At 67.9% G+C, this 20,963-nt stretch carries 19 protein-coding genes, 1 tRNA gene and 1 riboswitch; of the genes, 9 read left to right on the top strand and 11 right to left on the bottom strand.

What is annotated here, in order from left to right:
* Positions 1–77: 77 nt before the first annotated feature.
* Together IP93_RS10990 and IP93_RS10985 are read right to left on the bottom strand one after the other, a co-directional pair.
* Positions 78–151, bottom strand: a tRNA-Gly gene (locus IP93_RS10990).
* A gap of 74 nt (positions 152–225) precedes the next feature.
* A complete protein-coding gene (locus IP93_RS10985) occupies positions 226–2,070 on the bottom strand; it encodes an autotransporter domain-containing protein (protein ID WP_144815665.1) in 1,845 nt (614 codons plus the stop codon).
* Between the two features lie 181 nt (positions 2,071–2,251).
* On the opposite strand from IP93_RS10985, the gene thiS reads away from it, so the two are divergent.
* Positions 2,252–2,452 carry a sulfur carrier protein ThiS gene (gene thiS, locus IP93_RS10980; RefSeq protein ID WP_144815662.1) on the top strand — a complete coding sequence of 67 codons (201 nt, stop codon included), beginning with the start codon at positions 2,252–2,254 and terminating at the stop codon, positions 2,450–2,452.
* A 59-nt stretch (positions 2,453–2,511) separates the two neighbouring features.
* A riboswitch (cyclic di-GMP riboswitch) is annotated at positions 2,512–2,601 on the bottom strand.
* 256 nt (positions 2,602–2,857) lie between these two features.
* Here the strand turns inward: thiS and IP93_RS10975 are convergent.
* The 5 genes from IP93_RS10975 to IP93_RS10960 all read right to left on the bottom strand — a co-directional run bounded on the left by IP93_RS10975 (position 2,858) and on the right by IP93_RS10960 (position 10,099).
* Positions 2,858–4,264: a GGDEF domain-containing protein gene (locus IP93_RS10975; RefSeq protein WP_242006848.1), complete on the bottom strand. Its 1,407-nt coding sequence runs from the start codon at positions 4,262–4,264 to the stop codon at positions 2,858–2,860.
* Between the two features lie 49 nt (positions 4,265–4,313).
* Positions 4,314–6,623, bottom strand: coding sequence for a putative bifunctional diguanylate cyclase/phosphodiesterase (locus tag IP93_RS10970; protein WP_158636331.1), 2,310 nt, complete (start codon positions 6,621–6,623; stop codon positions 4,314–4,316).
* The gene (locus IP93_RS15665; protein WP_158636330.1) at positions 6,604–6,948 is read right to left on the bottom strand and encodes a hypothetical protein; all 345 of its coding nucleotides are present in this window, start codon (positions 6,946–6,948) and stop codon (positions 6,604–6,606) included. Before IP93_RS15665 ends, IP93_RS10970 begins: the two co-directional genes overlap by 20 nt.
* Before the next feature lie 299 nt (positions 6,949–7,247).
* The gene (locus tag IP93_RS10965; protein WP_144815657.1) at positions 7,248–7,877 is read right to left on the bottom strand and encodes a response regulator; all 630 of its coding nucleotides are present in this window, start codon (positions 7,875–7,877) and stop codon (positions 7,248–7,250) included.
* The gene (locus tag IP93_RS10960; RefSeq protein WP_144815655.1) at positions 7,874–10,099 is read right to left on the bottom strand and encodes a PAS domain S-box protein; all 2,226 of its coding nucleotides are present in this window, start codon (positions 10,097–10,099) and stop codon (positions 7,874–7,876) included. The genes IP93_RS10965 and IP93_RS10960 overlap by 4 nt, the downstream gene beginning before the upstream one ends.
* 285 nt (positions 10,100–10,384) lie before the next feature.
* Here IP93_RS10960 and IP93_RS10955 point away from each other — a divergent pair, with 285 nt between their 5' ends.
* From IP93_RS10955 to IP93_RS10945, 3 genes are read left to right on the top strand one after another with little or no spacing between them, the layout of a single operon-like run.
* A complete protein-coding gene (locus IP93_RS10955) occupies positions 10,385–11,197 on the top strand; it encodes a thiazole synthase (RefSeq protein ID WP_144815652.1) in 813 nt (270 codons plus the stop codon).
* Positions 11,194–11,937, top strand: coding sequence for a tRNA (guanosine(46)-N7)-methyltransferase TrmB (gene trmB / locus IP93_RS10950; RefSeq protein ID WP_144815649.1), 744 nt, complete (start codon positions 11,194–11,196; stop codon positions 11,935–11,937). Before IP93_RS10955 ends, trmB begins: the two co-directional genes overlap by 4 nt.
* Positions 11,938–11,959: 22 nt before the next feature.
* On the top strand, positions 11,960–13,801 hold the full coding sequence (locus tag IP93_RS10945; protein ID WP_144815646.1) for an SLC13 family permease: 1,842 nt from the start codon (positions 11,960–11,962) through the stop codon (positions 13,799–13,801).
* A gap of 1 nt (position 13,802) precedes the next feature.
* On the opposite strand, the gene IP93_RS10940 is transcribed toward IP93_RS10945, so the two are convergent.
* Entirely contained in the window at positions 13,803–14,156 is a 354-nt protein-coding gene (locus IP93_RS10940; protein ID WP_144815644.1) for a Rieske (2Fe-2S) protein, read from the bottom strand.
* A 73-nt stretch (positions 14,157–14,229) separates the two neighbouring features.
* Here IP93_RS10940 and IP93_RS10935 point away from each other — a divergent pair, with 73 nt between their 5' ends.
* The 5 genes from IP93_RS10935 (at position 14,230) to IP93_RS10915 (ending at position 19,091) form a co-directional block, all read left to right on the top strand.
* Positions 14,230–14,523 (top strand): hypothetical protein, encoded by a 294-nt coding sequence (locus tag IP93_RS10935; protein ID WP_242006847.1) that lies wholly within the window; start codon positions 14,230–14,232, stop codon positions 14,521–14,523.
* 78 nt (positions 14,524–14,601) lie between these two features.
* Complete coding sequence (locus IP93_RS10930; RefSeq protein ID WP_144815641.1) at positions 14,602–15,336, top strand: fumarylacetoacetate hydrolase family protein; 735 nt, start codon at positions 14,602–14,604, stop codon at positions 15,334–15,336.
* Positions 15,337–15,381: 45 nt separating this feature from the next.
* Positions 15,382–15,789, top strand: a complete 408-nt coding sequence (gene mscL, locus IP93_RS10925) for a large-conductance mechanosensitive channel protein MscL (RefSeq protein ID WP_144815638.1) — start codon at positions 15,382–15,384, stop codon at positions 15,787–15,789.
* Between the two features lie 107 nt (positions 15,790–15,896).
* Positions 15,897–17,336: a M28 family peptidase gene (locus IP93_RS10920; protein ID WP_144815636.1), complete on the top strand. Its 1,440-nt coding sequence runs from the start codon at positions 15,897–15,899 to the stop codon at positions 17,334–17,336.
* Between the two features lie 12 nt (positions 17,337–17,348).
* Complete coding sequence (locus IP93_RS10915) at positions 17,349–19,091, top strand: EAL domain-containing protein (protein WP_242006846.1); 1,743 nt, start codon at positions 17,349–17,351, stop codon at positions 19,089–19,091.
* 9 nt (positions 19,092–19,100) lie between these two features.
* Here the strand turns inward: IP93_RS10915 and IP93_RS10910 are convergent, their stop codons facing one another.
* Genes IP93_RS10910 through flgM form a run of 3 tightly spaced genes read right to left on the bottom strand, consistent with a single transcriptional unit; the run spans position 19,101 to position 20,961 of the window.
* Positions 19,101–20,288, bottom strand: coding sequence for an ATP-binding protein (locus IP93_RS10910; RefSeq protein ID WP_199747190.1), 1,188 nt, complete (start codon positions 20,286–20,288; stop codon positions 19,101–19,103).
* Between the two features lie 20 nt (positions 20,289–20,308).
* On the bottom strand, positions 20,309–20,647 hold the full coding sequence (locus IP93_RS10905; RefSeq protein WP_144815631.1) for a flagellar protein FlgN: 339 nt from the start codon (positions 20,645–20,647) through the stop codon (positions 20,309–20,311).
* Positions 20,647–20,961: a flagellar biosynthesis anti-sigma factor FlgM gene (gene flgM / locus IP93_RS10900; RefSeq protein ID WP_158636329.1), complete on the bottom strand. Its 315-nt coding sequence runs from the start codon at positions 20,959–20,961 to the stop codon at positions 20,647–20,649. The genes IP93_RS10905 and flgM overlap by 1 nt, the downstream gene beginning before the upstream one ends.
* Between the last annotated feature and the right edge of the window lie 2 nt (positions 20,962–20,963).

Below are 20,963 nucleotides of genomic sequence, written 5' to 3'. Positions count from 1 at the left end.
AAGAGAGGAAAAGTCCTTGTGAGGCAACGACTTGTAGACTCTCTTGGACTTCTGCGGAAGTCCGCAGATTGATGCAGTGGAGCGGGTGATGGGAATCGAACCCACGCTAGCAGCTTGGGAAGCTGCAGTTCTACCATTGAACTACACCCGCGACCGCACCAGTCTATGCCGCGGGCCACGCACTTGGCAACGCGGCGCCCGGCCCGCGGGCGCCGCATGTCGCACTCAGAAGCCCATGCCCATGGTGGCGAACACGGTGGCGTGGTTGCCGCCTTCCTGGCCAACGGTGACGCTGGTGCCGAGGTTGGCATCCATGCCCATCAACTGGGTACGCGCACCGAACGTCAGCGTTCCGTACGTCTGGTCGAAGCGATGGCCCGGCACTGCGTAGGGCAGCGTGACGGACATGGACTGCAGTTGCGCGAACGCCTCGGCCGGCGCGTCCTCGAACTCCTCGTCCCAGGTCACGCGGGCATAGGGCTTCAGATGCTCGTGGATGGTGCCGCTGAACTGCCAGCCCACCGAGCCGATCAGCGAATCGAAGCTCTGCTCCGGATAGGCCAGCGAAGTCGACAGCGCCGGGTCGCTCTCGGCGAACGCATCGATCTCGATCTTCTGCGACAGCACGGCGATCACCGGGCCGTGGCGCAAGGCGCCCCAGCCGAACTCCCAACCGGCGCTGGCGCCAATGCTGACATTGCTGCCGTCCGCGGAGCCCTCATGGGTGCGGGTCGCCGGCCCCAGGACCACGTCCCGGTCGGTATCGAAGCCCAGCTGGCTGTAGCTGGCCTGGGCGTTGACCCACAGGCCGCTGTCGGCCTTCCAGCCGACGAAGCCGCCCAGGCTGGCATCAGACTGGTCGAAGCTGCCGCCGCGCCGCCCCCAGTCCTGCGACTGCTGGCCGTAGCCACCAAAGGCGCCGAACACCAGGTCGCCGCGCGTCCAGCTGGCGCCCACGGTCAGCGTCGGGCCTGCGCCGTCGTAGGTGTCGCCCTTGCCGTAGCGCTGGAAGTCGCCACGCACGTCCGCCCACCAGCGCAGGCCATCGCTCTCCGCCGGGTCCAGTTGCGCCGCGACGCGCTCGGCGCGCGCACGGCCGACCATCGATGCGGCATTGGGCAGCAACGCCACCTGGCGCGGACCTTCCAGCACCGACACGGCGTATTCGGCCAGCATCCGGTGCGTCGCCGCGGTGGGATGGACATTGTCCGCATAGAGATACGACTCCTGCGCGCCCGCGGGGTAATCAGCGGGGCTGCAGATCAGCGCGCTGGTCGCACCGCACGCTGCCTGCGTGACGTTGCCGAAGCCATACACGCTGGGCGAGGCGGAGATTTCCCGCAACAGGGCGAAGGTGTTGAGCGGAATCACCCGCAGCCCGCCCTGTGCCAGTCCGCCGAACAGCGTCTGGTTGTAGCCGCCGACCAGCGCGCTGATACCGGCGGCGTTGGCCGCACCCAGTGACAGGCCGAGTGGCGTGGTGCCCACGTCAGGCATGGTCGGCACCAGGACGTAGCGGGCGCCAGCGCCCTGCAGCTTGCCGACCAGACCGATCTGCTCCACCGCGGCGGTCAGGAACTGCTGCTGGGTGGTCAGGCCATTGATGTGGAAGAACAGGTCATTGGCACCGCCCCACACGGTGTACAGGGCGTTGGGATCCGCCCGGCCGCCGTTGCGCGCCAGGTAGGCGTTGACCTGCATCGCCAGCGAGGGTGCCGCGCTGGTGGGCGGCTGCGGCCGGAAGCCCGGCTGCAGGGTGATCCGTGCGCCACCCGCGGCATAGTTGGTGCCGGTGCCATTGACGATGCCGGTGGTGGTCAGGCCCCAGGCCGGTGCCGCACCTGTGCCATAGAAGTCCGCCAGATACTCCGACCAGACCAGGCCCGGGTTGGTGGTGAACCTGCCCAGGATCGCTGCCTGCGGGTTCTGCTGGACCAGGAACGGCCGGTAGAAGCCGGAGTCCGTCAGGCTGTCGCCGAAAAATACGGTCTGGGAGTAGGTCTGGGCAAGCGCCGGCGCAGCCGCCAGTGCCAGCGCCGCTGCGAGCGCCGAACGAACAATCTTCTTCATGTCTGTCCCTGGAAATGGTGATGCGAACGATCGCGACGGGCACACCCCTGCAACATACCCACGCGGATGGCCCATCGAAACACGCCGGCCGCCGCGCGACAAGGTGCACCGCGACATTTGCCCACCGCACCTGGCCACCTCGCGACTGGCTCCTCGGCGAGGAAGCGACGACAATACGCGCATGGACATCGTGTTGAACGGAGAGCCCCGCCACCTGACCGCATCGGCAACGGTGCTGTCGCTGTTGCAATCCGAGGGACTGGAACACCGGCGCGTCGCGGTGGAGGTCAACGGCGAGATCGTGCCGCGCAGCCGTCATGCCGGGTGGGTGCTGGGCGACGGCGACCGGGTCGAGATCGTGCACGCCCTGGGGGGCGGCTGAGCATATGCCAACGCGGTTGGCTGCCCGCGGACAAGGCAAATGCGGACAGGCCCACGCGGTGAGGTAACCCGGCCGCCCGCCACTCATCCTGAGCGTCCGGACCCGAAGTTTTGCGAAGCGGGCTTGCACCCGCCGTGCCATTTCGTACCGCGCGAGCCTGTGCCGCGGGCCACGATCGACGCCGGGTACAGGGGGGAACGCCGGCTGAGGTCGATGCGCCGCCCACTTTCCGATACGGGTTAACCCCCGCGTTCCGGCCACGCTTGCCGCAACGGCCAGGTCCCGACGATTGTTGAACCGTCAAATGCGGCCAGGCCTGGCCAAGGGTGGCTTTGCGCTTGGCGTTGGCAGGGGCTCCCGACCAACCAGTGCCCATGCCCATGCCCATGCCCGTGCCCGTGCCGATCACGCACCCAAGGCCACCGGCAACGGGTAGCACTGCGCCATCATCAACCGGTTCCGGCCGGCACGCTTTGCCACGTAGAGGGCGCTATCGGCGCGATGAACCAAGGCGGCCCCATCCTCGCCCTCCCGCGCTTGAGCTGCGCCGATACTCACGGTGACGGCACGATGCTTCCACGGGAACGCGCGAAAATCATCGAGGATGCGCAGCGCCACGTCCCTTGCCTGCTCAGCGGTGGTGTTGGGGAGCAGAACCGCGAACTCCTCGCCACCGTAGCGCGCGGGCACATCCTGGGGGCGTAGCGCCGAGACGAGGAGATGGCCGGTGAGGCGCATCACGTCGTCACCCGCCGGGTGACCGAACGTGTCGTTGTATGTCTTGAAACGGTCCAGGTCGAGCATCAGCAGGGAAAACGCGAACTCGTGCTCGCGCTGCTTCGCCACCAGCCCGGCCAGCGCGGCGTCAAAGGCGCGGCGGTTCGCCAGCCCGGTGAGTGCATCGGTGCTGGCATCGTTGCGAAGCACCTTGGACTCACATCGCTGGCGTTCTACCCGGTCGAGCAGTGCCGCAACCCACCAGATCGTCCACGACACCGTGCCACCGGTAAACAGGGCCGCCAGCACGGACGCAAACACCTCGGAAACGCCGAACCGCGACTGCAGCGCCTTGAACACGAACGAGAACGCCACGGGCAGGAGCAGGGCCGGGAGCAACAGCCGACGGGCAAAAGCGCCGCCCAGGCTGTTGGCTGTTGCGACACTGGTCAGCCCCGTGGTCGGCACCGAGGACATCCACCCCAGTGCACCCAGCAAAAGCATCAGCGACGTATGGATGGGCATATGGGCAAACAGATCGTTGCCCTGGCCGGCCAGCGCGAAGCCATAAGACGCCATTCCGGTCATCGCGATGGCGATTACCCCAATCGCAAGGCATTCCCTCAACCACAGCCCGCGGCGAACGGACACCAGGTATCCCACCCCTCCCAGGAAGACGAAGGCCAACGCGGCAAGTTCCGCAATCCGCCCTGGCGGCCGGCCCAAGCGATGCGCGTCGACGTCATCGAACAAATGATCGATCCCCAAATCCAACGTCCACAGGTACTCGACCAGGGTGAGCGCCCCCAGCACAAGCACGGACAAAGAGAGCATCCGACCAGCCGCCTGCGGTACCCGCCCGCGATTTCGACTCAGGAGCAAGGCGACCCCAGCCATCATGAAACCGATCGCGGCACCGGGCTTCATATCCCACCGCCCTACGATTGCCGCGCCCGTCAGCGAAAAGTCGTGGGACCAGCCAAGCAGCACTGCCAACCCGAACCCGATCATGACCAGTCCGGCCACCTGCGAGAACACCTCGAACCGCCGCACGATGTCGGCGTCATGCTCCATTCCCCAGGTGCTCAACGGCATGACGCACGCCTCGCCCATGCCTGTCCGACTGCGACGTCGCGCGACAACGCTATTGCGAAACGCATTCGCGCGCGCCCTCGCCGCTCAGCAGCGGCCAAAGCGCATCCTCCGGCAAGGCCCGGCTGAACAACCAGCCTTGGAACTCGTCGCAGCCGGCTTGCTGCAGGATGATCCGCTGCCGCTCGGTTTCCACTCCCTCGGCCAGCACCGTCAGGCCAAGGCTGTGGGCCAGGCCTATGACGCCCTTCACGATGGCCACGCCATTGCCGGTACCTTCCAGGTCCACGATGAACGAGCGATCGACCTTGAGCTTATGCAACGGGAAGTCCTTCAAGTAGGCGAGCGAGGAATAACCGGTACCAAAGTCGTCAAGCGCCAACCGCACGCCCAGCTCACTGAGTCGCTGCAAGGTCTGGGTCACGCGGTGGGGATCCCGCATGACGGCGCTTTCGGTAAGCTCGAGTTCGAGCAGCTGGGCGGGAATGGCGTTGCTCTGGAGGGCCGCGGAGACGCGCTGCACCAGGTCCGACTGGTGCAACTGGTGGGCTGAAAGGTTGACGGCAATCGGTCGCGCAATGCCACGGCGGTGCAACTCGCCGATCTGCCTGCACGCCTCGTCGAGTACCCAGTTGCCGATAGGGACGATCAACCCGCTTGCCTCCGCCACCGGCACGAATTGCCCGGGGTCAATCGGTCCGCGCACGGGATGGGTCCAGCGCAACAGCGCCTCGAACCCGCAGATGTGGCCATCCGTGAGCGAAACCTGGGGCTGGTAGTGCAAACGGAACTGATCCTCCGCGAGCGCCTCGAGCAGGAGTGATTGCAGTCCAAACCTGTCGGCGATGCGAACCTCCAGCCCTCGATCGAAGCGCCTGACGCAACCGCGGCCCTCGGACTTGGCCTGGAACAGCGCGATATCCGCACGCCGGAGCAACCCATCGTGGTCATCGGCATCGTCGGGATACAGCGCGATCCCCATGCTAGCCCCGCTGGGAGTACTGTGGCCATCGAGCTCGAACGGCCGCCGCAACACCTCCAGCACGTCGGTACAGACATCCAGTGCGGGTTGGGCATCCTCGAGTTCCGGCAGCAGGATCGCGAACTCGTCGCCTCCCATCCTGGCGAGCACACCACCACCCGGCACAAGGCCGCCCAAGGCACGCGCAACCAGCACCAGCAACTGGTCGCCGTAGGGGTGCCCCCGACTTTCGTTGATGCTTTTGAAGTTGTCGAGGCCGACCAGGATGACGCCAACCCGCAGTCCATCCCCTGTCGAGGCAATCGTCTGTGCCAGTTGCGCCGTGAAATGCATCCGGTTGGGAAGCTCTGTCAGCGCATCCCGGCGCGCCTGGTCCATCAAGGCTTGCCGCATATTCACCCGTTCGCGGATATCGCGGATGAAGGCGATGACGCGCCCGGAATCGTCGCCGGACAAAGGGCTAAGCGAGATACCGAGGGGAATCTCGCTGCCGTCACGGTGCCGCCCCAGGATCTCGCGCCCCCCCATCATGGCATGGCCATGCACGGTCGGATCGAAGCGGGTGCGGTGGCCGACGTGACGCTCGCGGTAGCGCTCGGGCAGCAATACTTCCACCGGTTTGCCAATCAGTTCAGCACGTTCGTAACCAAACAGCTGCTCGCATCGGTTGTTGCAGGCGCGGATCATGCCCTCGGCATCGGCCAGCAGGATGACATCGGGAGCACTGTTGATGATCGTGCGGTAATGCCGGTCGTGGGCGCCGGCCTCTTGGCGCACCGGGTCGGATCGCTGGTGCCACTTGCGCTGCTGCCCGCGGCACAGGCCGCACAGGATGAGCGCATAGGCCGCCAGCTTGTAGCCACCCCCCAGGACCGCCGAGGAATCCGACCCGCTGCCAACCAACATGAAACCGGCACTCGCCAGCAGCACCAGACCCGCACTGGCCAAGGCGGGCCTGGTCCAGGCATCGCTCCGGTGTGACCAGGCCATGCCCAGCACCAACGCCATCCCCACTACGGCCCCGCTGTTGGCGAATGGCGAGTGCTGCATCTTTCCCGCCGCCGTGTCGTCCGCTGCGGTCAGGGTCCATGCCAGCTCGAGCACCGCCATCGCACAGAACGCCCAGACCAACGGCAGCGATATGCCGTCACGGTAAAGAATGCGAATCAGCCACGCGAGGATGGCGATGGCAAAGGCGACCGTGGTCGCCAACAGGCTGGTGGTCGCATGCAATGGTTGCATCCATTGCGTCGGCGGCGCCATGCCGACTGCCTGCGTCCAGGCGAGCAGCGGCACCGCCAGCAGCAACGCGAGTGCGATCCGCGGCCAGGGACCCTTCTCCACCGGCCAAAGCACGCGCTCAGCCGACGGAATGCTCATACGCGTCCATCGCGGCCACACTTGCCGTTTCCAGCAGGTCCGATAGTGCTTCCGACAGCATTTCGCGCTCGAACCGGATGCCTGCGTCCAGTCGCCGGGCTGCGAAGACACTCCATTGCTCAAGGTGGCTGCCGCACCGGAGCAACAGCGTCGTGACTTCGTCGTCCAACCGCAGGTGCCCATGGCGGGCGTATGCGAGCACGGTCTCCACCTGGCAGGCGAAAGCGCCCAGATCGTCCAGGACCGAGCCCCCTGGCCGCCGTTTCACCGCGCGCGCCACGCGTGCAAGCGTGGCGAATCCGCCATTGACGGCCACGAGCGGCATGGAGGTGCGTCCGCCCGCGGAGGGCCGCGGCGATCTGACCCGGGTGGGCGCACTCATGGGCTCGCCTCGCCCGGCCGCCACCGCGGCAAGGTATCGGAATGCGCCGTCGGCCAGCCTTCGGCCGAAGAGGGAATCGTCATCCACATCTCGCCTGCAGCACCCATTGGAAGGTCCGACTCTGTCGCCAGAAAAGGCGCCCGCCAATCGGGTGTGGATTAGGCAACGTGTAGGCGAAGGATTAATTTGCTCCGCATCGAGCGATCGCCATGGACCGCACTGGCGAAAGACCGTCCTGGACGTCAGTCCACCAACTGATGCCTGATTGCATAGCGCACCAGTTCAGCCTCTGTCTTCAGCCCCAGCTTCTGCAGCACCCGGAACTTGTGCGTGCTGACCGTCTTCGGCGAGATGTACAGGTCATCGGCGATCACACCGATGCCCAGGCCGCGCGCCAACCTGAGGAACACCTGGTACTCCCGGTCGGACAGCAGGCGGTGTGGCGCGGCATCGCGGTCGAAGCGGTCATACAGCAGCTTGGCGGCAATCGGCTGCGCGACGTAGTTGCCCCCCTTGGACACGGTCCGGATCGCGTCCAACAGCAACTCCGGCTCACCGTCCTTGGTCAGGTAACCGGCGGCGCCGGCGCGGATCGTGCGGCTGGCCAACTCGCTCTCGTTGTGCACGGTGAGCACCAGGATTGGCAGGCTGGGCGCGACTTCGCGAACCCGCTTGATGAGTTCAATCCCGCTGGGACTCGGCATGGCCAGGTCCAGCAGCAGGATGTCCGGCTCCTGGCTGCGAATGCTCTCGAGGACTTCCCGGCCATTGGAGGCTTCGCTGACCACGCGCATGTCCGCGGCGAACTCGATGACGCGGCGCACCCCCTGGCGGAAGATGGCGTGGTCGTCGGCGATCAGGATCTGGATCATGCAGGTGCGGTGCCAATGGGAAGTATCGCGGTGAGAGTTGTACCGCTCTGCGGCGCGCTGTCAATCGAAACGGAGCCGCCGAACACCAGGACCCGCTCGCGCATGCCCAGCAGGCCGAACGTCCGCCGCTCTCCAACCGCGACCGGGTCGAAGCCGACCCCGTTGTCGTCGATCCGAAGATGCAGTTGTCCGTCCATGCACGCGATCCTGATCGACACCTCGGTGGCCTGCGCGTGCCGGCCGACGTTGGTGAGGGATTCCTGCAGGATGCGGAAGGCGGCCGTCGCCAGCTCGCCGTCCAGTTCGATGTCGCTGTCGGGGGCGTCAAGGTGGCCGATGATGCCGGTGCGACGGGAAAAGTCGCCCAGCAGCCATTCGACCGCCGGGACCAGGCCTTCATTGAGCGCTCCCGGTCGCAATGCCGCCACGACGTCGCGCACCACGGTCATGGTGAGGTCGATGGTCTGCTTCATGTGGCCCACGTGCTGGGCGATGTCGGGGTCCAGGTGCCCGAAACGCATGCGCAACATGGCCGCGTCCATCCGCAGCGCGCTCAGGAACTGGCCCAACTCGTCGTGGATCTCCCGTGCCAGGTGCGATCGCTGGCTTTCACGCGCCTGCTCGTGGTGGGCGGCGAGGTCGCGCAACAATTGGCGCGAGGCCAGAAGTTCGGCTTCCTTCTGTTTCATGGCGCCGATGTCCTGGACCGTACCCAGGATCCGCAGCGGCCGCCCATCGTCGGCCCGTTTCAATTCCTTGCGCCCACGCACCCAGCACACCACGCCCGCCACCAGCAGCCGGTACTCGATGTCGACGGCCACGCCTTCGACGGCCTCGTCCCAGCTGGCCTTGATGCGCGCGCGGTCGTCCGGATGCACGACCGAAAGCATCCAGCGCCTGCCGGGTGGCCCAGCAGGCAAGCCCCCGAAGATCTGGATCGCGGTGTCGGTCAGGGTGAGGCGGTGGCTGTCCAGGTCGTACCACCAGCTGCCCAGTTGGGCCTGGTCCTGCGACTGGGCGAGCAGTTCCCGGCTCTCCCGCAGGCGTTCGTCCGCCTCGCACCGCGCAGTGACATCCCGCATGACCGAGACGATGCCCGATGTTTCTCCGGTCACGGGATCACACACCTTTCGCCCGGCCGTCTCGACCCAGCGGTGGCTGCCATCCCGATGACGCACGCGGAAGGTCATCTTGTAGGTGGATTCCGCTCCAAGGTTGCGCAACGTGGCATGCTCGGCCCGCACGAGCGGCATGTCCTCCGGTGCCACGAGCGCCTCCGGGGTTTTCCCGATCAGTTCCTGCGGACTGCGCCCCAGGAGCGTTGCACAAGCCGGCGACAGGTAGGTGTAACGGCAGTCGACGCTGTGCAGGCAGATCACGTCGCTGGCGTGCACCGCGAGGAGCCGGTACATCCGCTCGCTCCTTGAAAGCGCCAGGCGCTCCTCGCCAAGCGTGCGCGCCATCACCCGCAACGCATGAAGCAGTTGCCCAAGTTCATCGTCAGGTGTTGGCGACGCCGGAATCTCAAGCTGTCCTGCGGCCACGCGGTTGGCGATGTCCACCGCCGAAGCCAGCGGGCGGGTGATGCCCTGGACCAGGCGCCGGCCGATAATGGCGGTCAGCAGGGCCACGATGAGGGAAATCGCCGCCAGTCGGCCCATGGCCAACCGGGCATGACGCTGGGCCTTCTCGTTCTCCAGCGTGGTCATGTCCCCGTGGAGGCGGGTCAGCGCACCGAGCGCGGCGACGTACGCATCCTGCAGCGCGAGCGCTTCCTGCATGTAGTAGGTCCGCGCCGCCTCATGGTCGCCGCCCTCCCACAGCGCGAAGAACCGGTTCTGCGCGGCGACATAATCGGCCCGGACACGGTCGACCTCGTCCAGCAGCCGGAGTTCGGACGGCGAACCGCCCTGCCGCCACAGCCACGTCAGATGCTCCAGGGCCTTGCCCCGCGCCACCATGATCGTCCGGCGCCCGCGCTCGAACGTCACTGCATCGTTCGCCAACAGGATTTCGCCCATGGTGCGAGCGATCTCGTTGGCCCGGTCGATCACCAGGTTGGCCTGCACCACCTTGGGGAAGCGGTCGACGGCGAGGTTCTGGACCCGGTTGCTGACCTCGCCGAGCTCCAGCACGGCGGTCACCACCACGGCCCCCAACGAGAGCAGCAACAGGAGCAGGCTCAGGCAGAGCCTGCCTGCCAAGGACTTCTTCCACTGCATGCCGTTCCTTTACATCGTTGACTGCACCACCCCGACCATGCCAGCCCGCCGACCTTAACCTGTATGCCCGGCCTACCCCCGTGCCATTGGTTGGGTCCAGCCGAGGCAAAGGCCCGCCCGCATGACGATGGCGAAGGGCCGCCCCAAATGCAGCCCTGGGAGCAGGCCGTGTGTCCCGTGCGGCAATGGAACCGCGCCGGAAACCGGCTGGCATGACCACCGTTTTGTTCGAAGGGTGGTGGGTGGAGCGGGTACACTGGCCAACCGCGCACTCCTACGCCCCCTATGCCACCAAGCCCGCACGCCCCCACTCCGCTGGCCAACGATACGCTCGTCATTGCCGGCAAGCCCTACCGTTCCCGTCTGTTGACCGGCACCGGCAAGTTCACCGGCCTGGAGCAGACCCGCCTGGCCACCGAGGCCGCGGGTGCGGAGATCGTGACCGTCGCCATCCGCCGCACCAACATCGGGCAGGACCCGGGCCAGCCCAACCTGCTCGACGTGCTGCCGCCGGACCGCTACACCATCCTGCCCAACACCGCCGGCTGCTACACCGCCGACGACGCGGTCCGCACCTGCCGCCTGGCGCGCGAGCTGCTGGACGGCCACACGCTGGTCAAGCTGGAAGTGCTGGGCGACCAGAAGACCCTGTACCCCGACGTGGTCCAGACCCTGGCCGCGGCCGAACTGCTGGTGAAGGACGGCTTCGAGGTGATGGTCTACACCAGCGACGACCCGATCCTGGCCAAGCGCCTGGAGGAGATCGGCTGCGTGGCGGTGATGCCGCTGGCCGCGCCGATCGGCTCGGGCCTGGGCGTGCAGAACAAGTACAACCTGATCGAGATCATCGAGAACGCCAGGGTGCCGATCATCGTCGATGCCGGCGTGGGCACCGCGTCGGATGCGGCGATCGCGATGGAACTGGGCTGCGATGGCGTGCTGATGAACACCGCCATTGCCGGCGCCAGGGACCCGGTGCTGATGGCGCACGCCATGCGTCTGGCGGTGGAAGCCGGCCGCGCGGCGTTCAAGGCCGGTCGCATCCCGCGGAAGCGTTTCGCCAGTGCGTCTTCGCCCATCGACGGACTGATCGGGTGACCGACCCGTTCAACAGCGAAGGCGCCAAGGTGCCGCCCAAGCCCTTCACCGTGGAGGAGGGCCACCGCCGCATCCGCAGCTTCGTGCTGCGCCAGGGCCGCTTCACGCCGGCGCAGCAGCGGGCGTTCGACGCGCTGTGGCCACGCTTCGGCCTGGACTACACGGGTACGCCGAAGGACTTCGACGCCGTGTTCGGCCGCCATGCGCCGCGCGTGGTGGAAATTGGCTTTGGCAACGGCGAGGCGCTGCGCTTTGCCGGCGCCCATGACAAGGCCCGCGACTTCATCGGCCTGGAAGTGCACGCCCCCGGCGTGGGTCGCGTGCTCAACGCGCTGGCCGAGGACGGCTCGGACAACGTGCGCGTGTACCACCATGATGCGGTGGAGGTGCTGGAGCACGAGATCGCCGACGGCGGCCTCGACGAGGCCCGCATCTACTTCCCCGACCCGTGGCACAAGAAGCGGCACAACAAGCGCCGGCTGGTGAACCCGGAGTTCGCCGCCCTGCTGGTCCGTAAACTCGCGCCCACCGGCCGCTTGCACCTTGCCACCGATTGGCACGACTATGCTGAGCAGATGTGGGACGTGCTCGACGCCACGCCCGGCATCCGCAATCGTGCCGGCCCGCGTGGATCGGTGCCGCGCCCCGAATGGCGTCCACAGACCCATTTCGAGACGCGGGGCCAGAAGCTCGGGCACGGCGTGTGGGACCTTCTCTACGACCGCTGCGCGGACACCTGACTGAGAGCCTGACCCGAACGGCATGGAAGACACCGCGCTGACGCTCACCACCGACATGATGCTCGTGCTCGGGCTGGTGGGCTTCACGATGGTGATGTTCCTGTTCGAGCGCATCCGCGCCGACGTGGTCGCGCTGGTGGTGCTGGTGATGCTTGGCCTGGCCGGGCTGGTGGCGCCGGAGGAGATCTTCAACGGCTTCTCCTCCAACGCGGTGATGAGCATCATCGCCACGATGATCCTGGGCGCGGGACTGGACCGCACCGGCGCGCTCAACCGGTTGGCCGGCTGGCTGCTGCGGCGCGCACATGGCGTCGAGTCGCGGCTGATGCTGCTGACCTGTGCGGTGGCCGGCATCAACTCCTCGATCATGCAGAACCCGTCGGTGATGGCGCTGTACCTGCCGGTCGCCTCGCGGCTGTCGTCGCGCACCGGACTGACCCTGCCGCGCCTGCTGCTGCCGATCGCCGCCGCCATCGTGATGGGTGGCGGGCTGACCATGGTCGGCAACTCGCCGCTGATCCTGCTCAACGACCTGTTGCTGGCGGCCAACGGCAACCTGCCCTCCGGCGCGGCGACCATCGAGCCGCTGAAGATGTTCGCGCCGCTGCCCATCGGCCTGGTGCTGCTCACCGCCTCGCTGGTCTATTTCCACTTCCGCGGCCACAGGCTGGAGCGCGAGGAGCCGGGCACCGGGGCCACCCCCGCGCGCACCCAGAGCTACTTCGCCAAGGCGTACGGCATCGAGGGCGATGTCTACGAGCTGACCGTCACCGCCGAGAGCCCGCTGGTGGGCATGTCGCTGGGCGAGGCCGAGGCGCTGCACGGTGCGCCGTTGCTGCTGGCGCTGAAGACCGGCGACGACGCGCGACTGGCCCCGCCGGCCGATACCCGGTTGTGGGTGGGCAGCGTGCTGGGGGCGATGGGCCCGAAGGAGCAGATCGGCGACTTCGCCCAGAACCAGTTCCTGCGCTTGAGCGCGCGGCTGCGCAACTTCGGCGACCTGTTCAACCCCAGCCGCGCGGGCATCGCCGAGGCGGTGATCCCCGCCACCTCCGGGTTCATCGGCAAGACCGCGCGCGCGCTGGCGCTGCGCCGGCAGATGGGCCTGGACCTGCTGGCGGTGAACCGCGACAAGACCGTGCTGCGCGAGAACGTGCGTGACGTGGCCCTGCGCGCCGGCGACATGATGGTGATCCACGGCATCTGGACCGACCTGGCCGAGGCGGCCAAGTCCAAGGACCTGGTGGTGGTCACCGACTACCCCAAGGGCGAGCAGCGTCCGCACAAGCTGAAGGTCGCGTTGGCCATCTTCGCGGTGGCGATGCTGCTGGCGCTGTCGTCGCGTCTGCCGGTGTCGATCGCGTTGATGACGGGCGTGGCCGGCATGCTGATCACCGGCGTGATCAACATCGACGAGGCCTACGCGGCGATCAACTGGAAGACCGTGTTCCTGATGGCCTGCCTGATCCCGCTGGGCTGGGCGATGGATTCCAGCGGCGCGGCGGCGTGGGTGGCCGGGCACAGCATCGAGCAGTTTCCGGACGGGACGCCATCGTGGGTGCTGCAGCTGGCGCTGGCGCTGCTGACCACTGCGTTCTCGCTGGTGATCAGCCACGTGGGCGCGACCATCGTGATGGTGCCGCTGGCGATCAACCTGGCGCTGGCGGCGGGCGACAGCCCCACGGCCTATGCGCTGATCGTGGCGCTGTCGGCGTCCAACAACTTCATGACCGCGTCCAACCCTGTGATCTCGATGGTCACCGGCCCGGCCGGCTACACAGGCAAGGATCTGTGGCAGGTGGGCGGGCCGCTGTCGCTGATCTATACGGTGATCGCGGTGGTGATGGTCAACCTGATGTACTGATTCACAACAGGAACACCGCCCCATCGCGGACGACGACGGGCACCGCACGCAGCGCCTCGCCGCGGCACGGCCCGGCCACGCACCCGCCCCCGTTCAACTCGAAGCTGGCGCCGTGCACGGCGCACACCAGCAGGCCATCCTTGCTGCGCAGGAACTCGCCCGGCGCCCAGTCCAGGCGGCGGCCGGCATGCGGGCAGACGTTGAGCCACGCCCGGACCGTGTCGCCTTCGCGATACAGGATCAGCGACTCGGCGTCACCCTCGACCACGGCCTCGATTTCGGCGAAACCGCCCACGGGGATGTGGTCCAGGGTCAGCAGGGGGCGGGGGACCGACGCTTCGTTTAACGATTCCATTACACCTCCACCGGGAAGGCTGAACGATACTTGGGTGACCGGCGTATTGCGCCATTGTGTCACGACGTGCCGAATGTCCGCCCAAGCCTTCCGCTTCGATAGCTTTGCCTTCCAGTCCCGCATGCGCTCCGCCCTGGGGCTGCGCAAGCCGCGCCACCGTGTGCTGCGCTTCGCGTTGGGCCTGGTCGGGCTGGGCCTGGTGCTGGTGCTGCTGGCGTTCAGCCTGGTGGTCGGCGCGGCCATGATCGGTGGCGGGCTGCTGTACCGCCTGTGGAAGCGTCGCGGCAAGCCTGTCGCGCGGCCGTCCCAGGTGGTGGAAGGCGAGTACCGCGTGGTCGCACCGCAGGTGCTGGGCCAAAGCCGCTGATCTGATCCCGTGCCGCTGCCCGGCCCTTGAGGGCCGAGGGGGCGCACACCCCACCCGCTCCGCTTTCCTCGAGTCCCCATGAGCGACGTCATTCCGGCGGCGACCACGCCGCGTGTCCCGGTCCGCCTCGGCGGCCAGCTGTCCGCCACCTTCCCGGTCCGCCGCATCTTCTGCGTGGGCCGCAATTTCGCCGACCACGCCCGGGAGATGGGGGCGGCGGTACCGGCCTCCCCGGCCGAACGCGGGCAACCGGTGTTCTTCTGCAAGCCTGCCGATGCCCTGGTCCTGGATGGCCAGGTGCCGTATGCGCGGGGCACGCACGACCTGCACCACGAGGTGGAGCTGGTGGTGGCGCTGGGTGCCGATGCACCCGACGGGGTGCTGGACCCGGTCCGCGCCGGAGCCCTGGTCTATGGCTATGCGGTGGGGCTGGACCTGACCCGGCGCGACCTGCAGGGCGCGGCCAAGGCCAAGGGCCTGCCATGGGATACCGGCAAGGCGTTCGACCACTCCGCCCCCATCAGCGCGATCGTGCCCGCGGCCGAAGTCGGCGACCTGGGTGGCCGTTCGTTGACGCTGGCCATCAACGGAACCGAGCGCCAGCACGGGGCCCTGGGCGACCTGATCTGGACGGTGCCGGACATCCTGCACGAGTTGTCGAAACTGTTCGCGCTGAAGGCCGGTGACCTGGTTTTCATGGGCACCCCCGCCGGGGTGGGACCGTTGCAGGTGGGCGATGCGTTCGTGGCTGCGCTGGACGGCGTGGTCACGCTGGAGGGGCGGGTGACGCCGTCGACGACGGCCACGCTATAGTCGCGGCACGTCATCCGACGTACCAACGACTGGAGGCATCGGCCCATGGGCATGATCAGCGAATTCAAGGAGTTCATCGCGCGCGGCAACGTCGTCGACCTGGCGGTCGGCGTGGTCATCGGTGCGGCGTTCGGCAAGATCGTCACGGCACTGGTCGACGGCATCGTCATGCCGGTGGTCGGCGCCGCAACCGGCGGCGTGAGCGTCAGTGACTGGAAGTACGTGATCAGCCCGGCACAACTGGATGCCGCGGGCAAGGAAGTCGTCGCCGAAGTGGCGGTGAAGTACGGCATGTTCCTGCAGACGGTGATCGACTTCGTGTTGATCGCCCTCGTCATCTTCGTGTTCCTCAAGGCCTACAACCGCGTGCGCAAGCCAGCCGAAGCCGCGCCGGCCGGGCCCAGCGAGGAAGTGCTGCTGCTGCGCGACATCCGCGACGCGCTGCGCAAGTAAGTAAGTCGCGTACGCCACCGGCATGCGAGGCATGACCGGTGGCACACACCGCGGACGTGACCGGTCGGTATGCTCGTGGTTTCATCCGTTGACCCGAGGTAACCGGAATGCGCGTTCTGTCTGCCGCCATCGGCATGGTGCTGGCGTCGGCCACCCTGCTCCCCCTGACGGCCGACGCCGCGCAACGCCAGACACGGATCGCCGACTCGGCGATCACCGTCGCGACGACGCTGCGCGACACCGCCCTGGCCAGCGACCTGGGCTACCGCGTCACCGAGTCGCTGACCACCGAGGTGGGGCCGCGCATGGCCGGCAGCGACGGCGATGCGCGCGCCGTGGCGTGGGCGCAGGCCAAGTTCCGCGAGCTGGGTTACGACAAGGTCTGGATCGAGCCGGTGACCTTTCCCAAGTGGGAACGCCGCGCCGAGCAGGCCAAGGTCGTGGGCGCGCATGCGCAGCCGCTGATACTCACCGCCCTGGGTGGCAGCCCGGGGGGCACGGTGGAGGCGGAGGTGGTGCGCTTCGCCGATCTTGCCGCGCTGGAAGCGGCGCCGGCCGGCTCCCTGGCCGGCAAGATCGCGTTCGTTGACTACCGCATGGAGCGCGCGCGCAACGGTGGCGGCTACGGGCCGGGCTCGCGCGTGCGCAGCCGTGCGCCTTCGGTCGCAATCAACAAGGGTGCCGTCGGCTTCCTGATGCGCTCGGCGGGCACGGATTCGCACCGGCAGCCGCACACCGGCATCACCCGCTTCGACGAGGGCCTGACGCCGGTGCCGTCGGCGGCGCTCGCCGTGCCCGATGCCGACCAGCTGGCCCGGCTGCTGCAGCGCGGCCCGCAGCGCGTGCGGATGCACCTGGACTGCGGTTGGACCGGCACCGCCACCTCCTACAACGTGATCGGCGAGATCCGCGGCAGCAAGCGCCCCGATGAGGTGGTGCTGATCGGCGGCCACCTGGACTCCTGGGACCTGGGCACCGGCGCGGTGGACGACGGCGCGGGGGTGGGGTTGACGATGGCCGCCGGCGCGCTGATCGGCCAGTTGCCCAAGGCACCGGCGCGCAGCATCCGCGTGGTGGCCTTCGCCAACGAGGAGCAGGGATTGCATGGCGGCAAGGCCTACGCGCAGCAGCACGCCAAGGCGCTGGGCCGGCACCAGATCGCTGCGGAGAGCGATTTTGGCGCGGGCCGCATCTACGGGTATTCCAGCTCCGCACCGGCCCACGCGCAGGCGGCGGACCGCCAGATCGCGGCCGTGCTGGCGCCGCTCGGCATCGCGCACACGCCGGGCGAAGGCGGGCCAGGGCCTGACATCAGCCCGTTTGCCGCCAACGGCCTGGCCTGGGCGCGACTGGCGCAGGACGGCAGCGACTACTTCGACCTGCACCACACGCCGGACGACACCTTCGACAAGATCGATCCGCAGGCGCTGGCGCAGAACGTGGCGGCGTACGCGGTGTTCGCGTACCTGGCGGCGCAGGCGGACGGCGACTTCGGCAGTGCGCCCAACACTGCGCCCAACACTGCGTCCAAGGGCGCGCGGGACTGAGCAGGGGCAACGGTGCCACACGGGTACGGCTACAGCAGTGGAACCCCGGTCGACCCGGTGACCGGCCTGTTCCGGCTGGGCGCCAACGGCCCCAGCCTCACGGCGGCCATTGCGGCGGCGGGTGCCACCGGACGCCGCATCGCGCTGCTGCACATCGACGTGGACATGTTCCGGCTGATCAACGTGAACATGGGCGAGGACGTGGGCGACCAGGCGCTGGCCGCGATCGCGCAGCGGCTGCGCGCCGCGATGCCGTCGGAAAGCTGGCTGTGGCGCCTGTCCAGCGATGAGTTCCTGGCCGGCATCGGTTACCTGCCGGGGGAACTGGACGGTGCAGGCCTGGCCGAGCGGCTGCACGAGGCGTTCAATGCGCCGCTGTCGCTACCGCCCTACACGTTCCCGGTCCGGCTGTTCACGGGCATCGCGATCTATCCCGACCACGCGGGCGACGCCGCGAGCCTGCTGGCGCGCGCGGACCAGGCGCGACGCCAGACCAAGCAATCCGGGCTCGCCGGCATCGGCATGTATGCCAGGCAGGTCCCGATGGAGCGGCCGGCCGACGCCGATGCCAACCGCATCGTCGAGGCGCTGGACAACGGCGAGTTCAAGCTCTACTACCAGCCCAGGGTCGCCGCCAGCGATGGCAGCATTTCCGGTTTCAGCGCGCTGCTGCGCTGGCACAGCGCGACACACGGCGTGCTGCAGCCGCACGCATTCCTGGACACGGTGGAACGCGTGGGCCTCACCGCGCATCTGGGCTGGTGGGTGGTGCGCGAGGCGGTGCGGCAGATCGCCAGCTGGCGTGAACGCGGGCTGGAATACCTGGACCTCGCCGTGCATGTGCCCGACGGGCTGCTGCAGCAGGCCGACTGCGTCGACCGGATCGGCGAGTTGCTGCACCAGCACGACCTGGGCGGGGATCGGCTGGAACTCGAGATCAGCGAGAACGCGCTGACCCTGGATGCGCGGCGGGTACTGCAGTCGCTGGAGGGCCTGCACAAGCTTGGCATCACCCTCACCATCCAGGACTTCGGCATCAGCGGCGTGGGGCTCAACGCGCTGTCGCACTATCCCATCGACCATATCAAGATCGACCGCAGCTTCATCCACAGCGTGGCCAGCAACCCCCGCAGCGCGGCGATCGTGCGCGGCATCATCGCGTTGGGCCACCAGCTGGGCATGAAGGTGATCGCCAAGGGCGTGGGCAGCGAAGCCGAGCTGGCGTTCCTGCGCAGCAGCCAATGCGACCTGCTGCAGGGCTATGTGCTCAGCCCGCCGCAACCGGCGGAGGCGCTGGACGAACTGATCCGCAACCGGTTCCTGCTGCAGGACGTCTTTGCCACGCCGCAGTCGGAACGCACGCTGCTGCTGCTGGACGACGAGGAGAACGTGCTGCGTTCGCTGGCACGCCTGTTCCGGCGCGACGGCTACCGCATCCTGACCGCCAACAGCGTGCGCGAGGCGTTCGACCTGCTGGCCAGCCACCGCCCGCAGGTGATCGTGTCGGACCAGCGCATGGCCGACATGCCGGGCACCGAATTCCTGTCGCGGGTGCGCGACCTGTACCCGGACACGGTGCGCCTGGTGCTGTCGGGCTACACCGACCTGGCGACGATCACCGAGGCGATCAACCGCGGCGCGATCTACCGCTTCCTGGTCAAGCCGTGGAACGACGACGAACTGCGCGGGCACATCAAGGACGCCTTCGCCGACTACGAGCGCAACCACAGCGCACGCGGCACCGAACCCGCCTGAGTACGCGGGTCAGGCCTCGACCGGCACGGCCTCGGGCTGGCGCAGCGGCAACACGACGCGGAACATGCTGCCCGCGCCGACGCGGCTGCGCACTTCAATGCGGCCGTGGTGGCGGGCCATGATGCCGTAGGCGACCGCCAGCCCGATGCCGGTACCGCGGCCGATCGGCTTGGTGGTGTAGAACGGGTCGAAGATGCGCGTCAGCGCGTCCTGCGGAATCCCGTAGCCGGTGTCGGCGATGCTGATCCACGCCTCTTCGCCCTCGCTGCCGGTGGCGATGGTGATGGTGCCGCTTTCCTCGATGGCCTGTCCGGCATTGAGCAGCAGGTTGAGCAGCACCTGGTTGATCTCGGAGATGCGGCATTCCGCCAGCGGCAATTCGCCGTAGTGTTTTTCCAGCCGCACCTTGTACTTGAACTCGTTCCAGACGATGTTGAGGGTCGATTCCAGGCCGCGGTGCAGGTCGGCCAGGCGCATGGGCTCGTTGTGGCCGGCGTGCGAGAACTCCTTGAGGTCCTGCACGATCTTGCAGACGCGTTCGATGCCCTCGCGCGATTCGGCGAGCAGCTTGGGCACGTCGTTGATGATGAAGTCGATGTCCAGCCGCTCGCGCAAGGCGAGGATGCCGGCGCGCGCGGCGATGAGGTCGCCGGCCGCAAGCGCGCGCTCGTGGGCATCGAGCATGTTCAGCAGGCCTTCGACGTACCCCTGCAGGGTGCCGAGGTTGGAGTGGACGTAGCCGATGGGGTTGTTGATCTCGTGCGCCACGCCAGCGGCCAGCTGGCCGATGGAGGCCATCTTTTCCGATTGCTGGAGCTGCTCGCGCGAAAGCGCCAGGGGCGGCTCGCCCGCGTGCGCGCGTGCGCCGTCATTGCCGGCGGCATCGTGGAAGGTGGCGAGGTAGACGCCATCCATGGGCCTGGGCTGGCGCAACAGGGTGGCCGCCAGGGTCACGTCCGCGGCATCGATGCGCACGAAACCGCTCCAGCGCTGGTCCTGGCGGGCGGTGTCCCAGGCGGTGGTGGGCAGGTTGGACAGCAGCACGGCGAATCCGTCCTTGCCCTGCACAGGAAGCCGCATCCGCAGCTGGTAGGCGGCCGGGTTGGCATGGATGACCGCACCGCGATCATCGAGCAGTACGGCGGCACGGTCTATCTGGGACAGGATCCAGGCGGGCTCGACGCCCGGGGAGATCATGGCAGGCAGGGGTGGTTCATTCATCCGGTACCGAGACTACGCAGCTGGGGGCGCATGCCCACCCTTCCCGCTGCATCGTACACGTTACCGCCCTCGGCCATGCCGAGGTGGCGCAGGGCCCAGTTGAGCTCGCGACGGCGCCGGGACAACAGCGCCGCGTTGGCCTGGTTGAGCTCGCTCAGCGCGGTGACGCGTGCCGGGGCATCGTCATCCAGGGCCAGCGCTTCGATCGAGCGCAACGCGCGCAACTTGGCCTGGGTCGAATCGAGCAGGCGTTCGGCATCCCGGTCCAGCAACGCCTGGCGCTCGGCATGCAGCGCCTGCTCGAGTGCGTCCAGCGGATGCACGGCCGTACCCATCAGCCACCCAGTGCCGCGTCGAGGTCGAGCATGCGCTCGGCGATGGCCTGCGGATCCACGCGGTAGCTGCCGTTGGCGATGGCGGCGCGCACGGACTCGACCTTGGCCAGGTCCAGTCCCGCCGGGGCATTGCCCAGTTTGCGTTCCAGGGCCATCAGGCCTTCGGCCTCACCGGTAAGGCGCAGGCTTTCGGACGGGGCGGCAGCCACGACGGGGGCGCCACGCTCGTTGCCGGCGCGGGACACGGTGCTGCCCTGGGCCGTCTCTACCGGCCGTGCGGCTGGCACCGGGGTGGCATCGATCCTGGAGGTCATGT

This window comes from Aerolutibacter ruishenii (assembly GCF_007830115.1).
GTDB lineage: Bacteria > Pseudomonadota > Gammaproteobacteria > Xanthomonadales > Xanthomonadaceae > Aerolutibacter > Aerolutibacter ruishenii.
The sequence above is the reverse complement of the archived record's forward strand: the minus strand, read 5'-3'. Positions and strand labels throughout refer to the sequence as shown.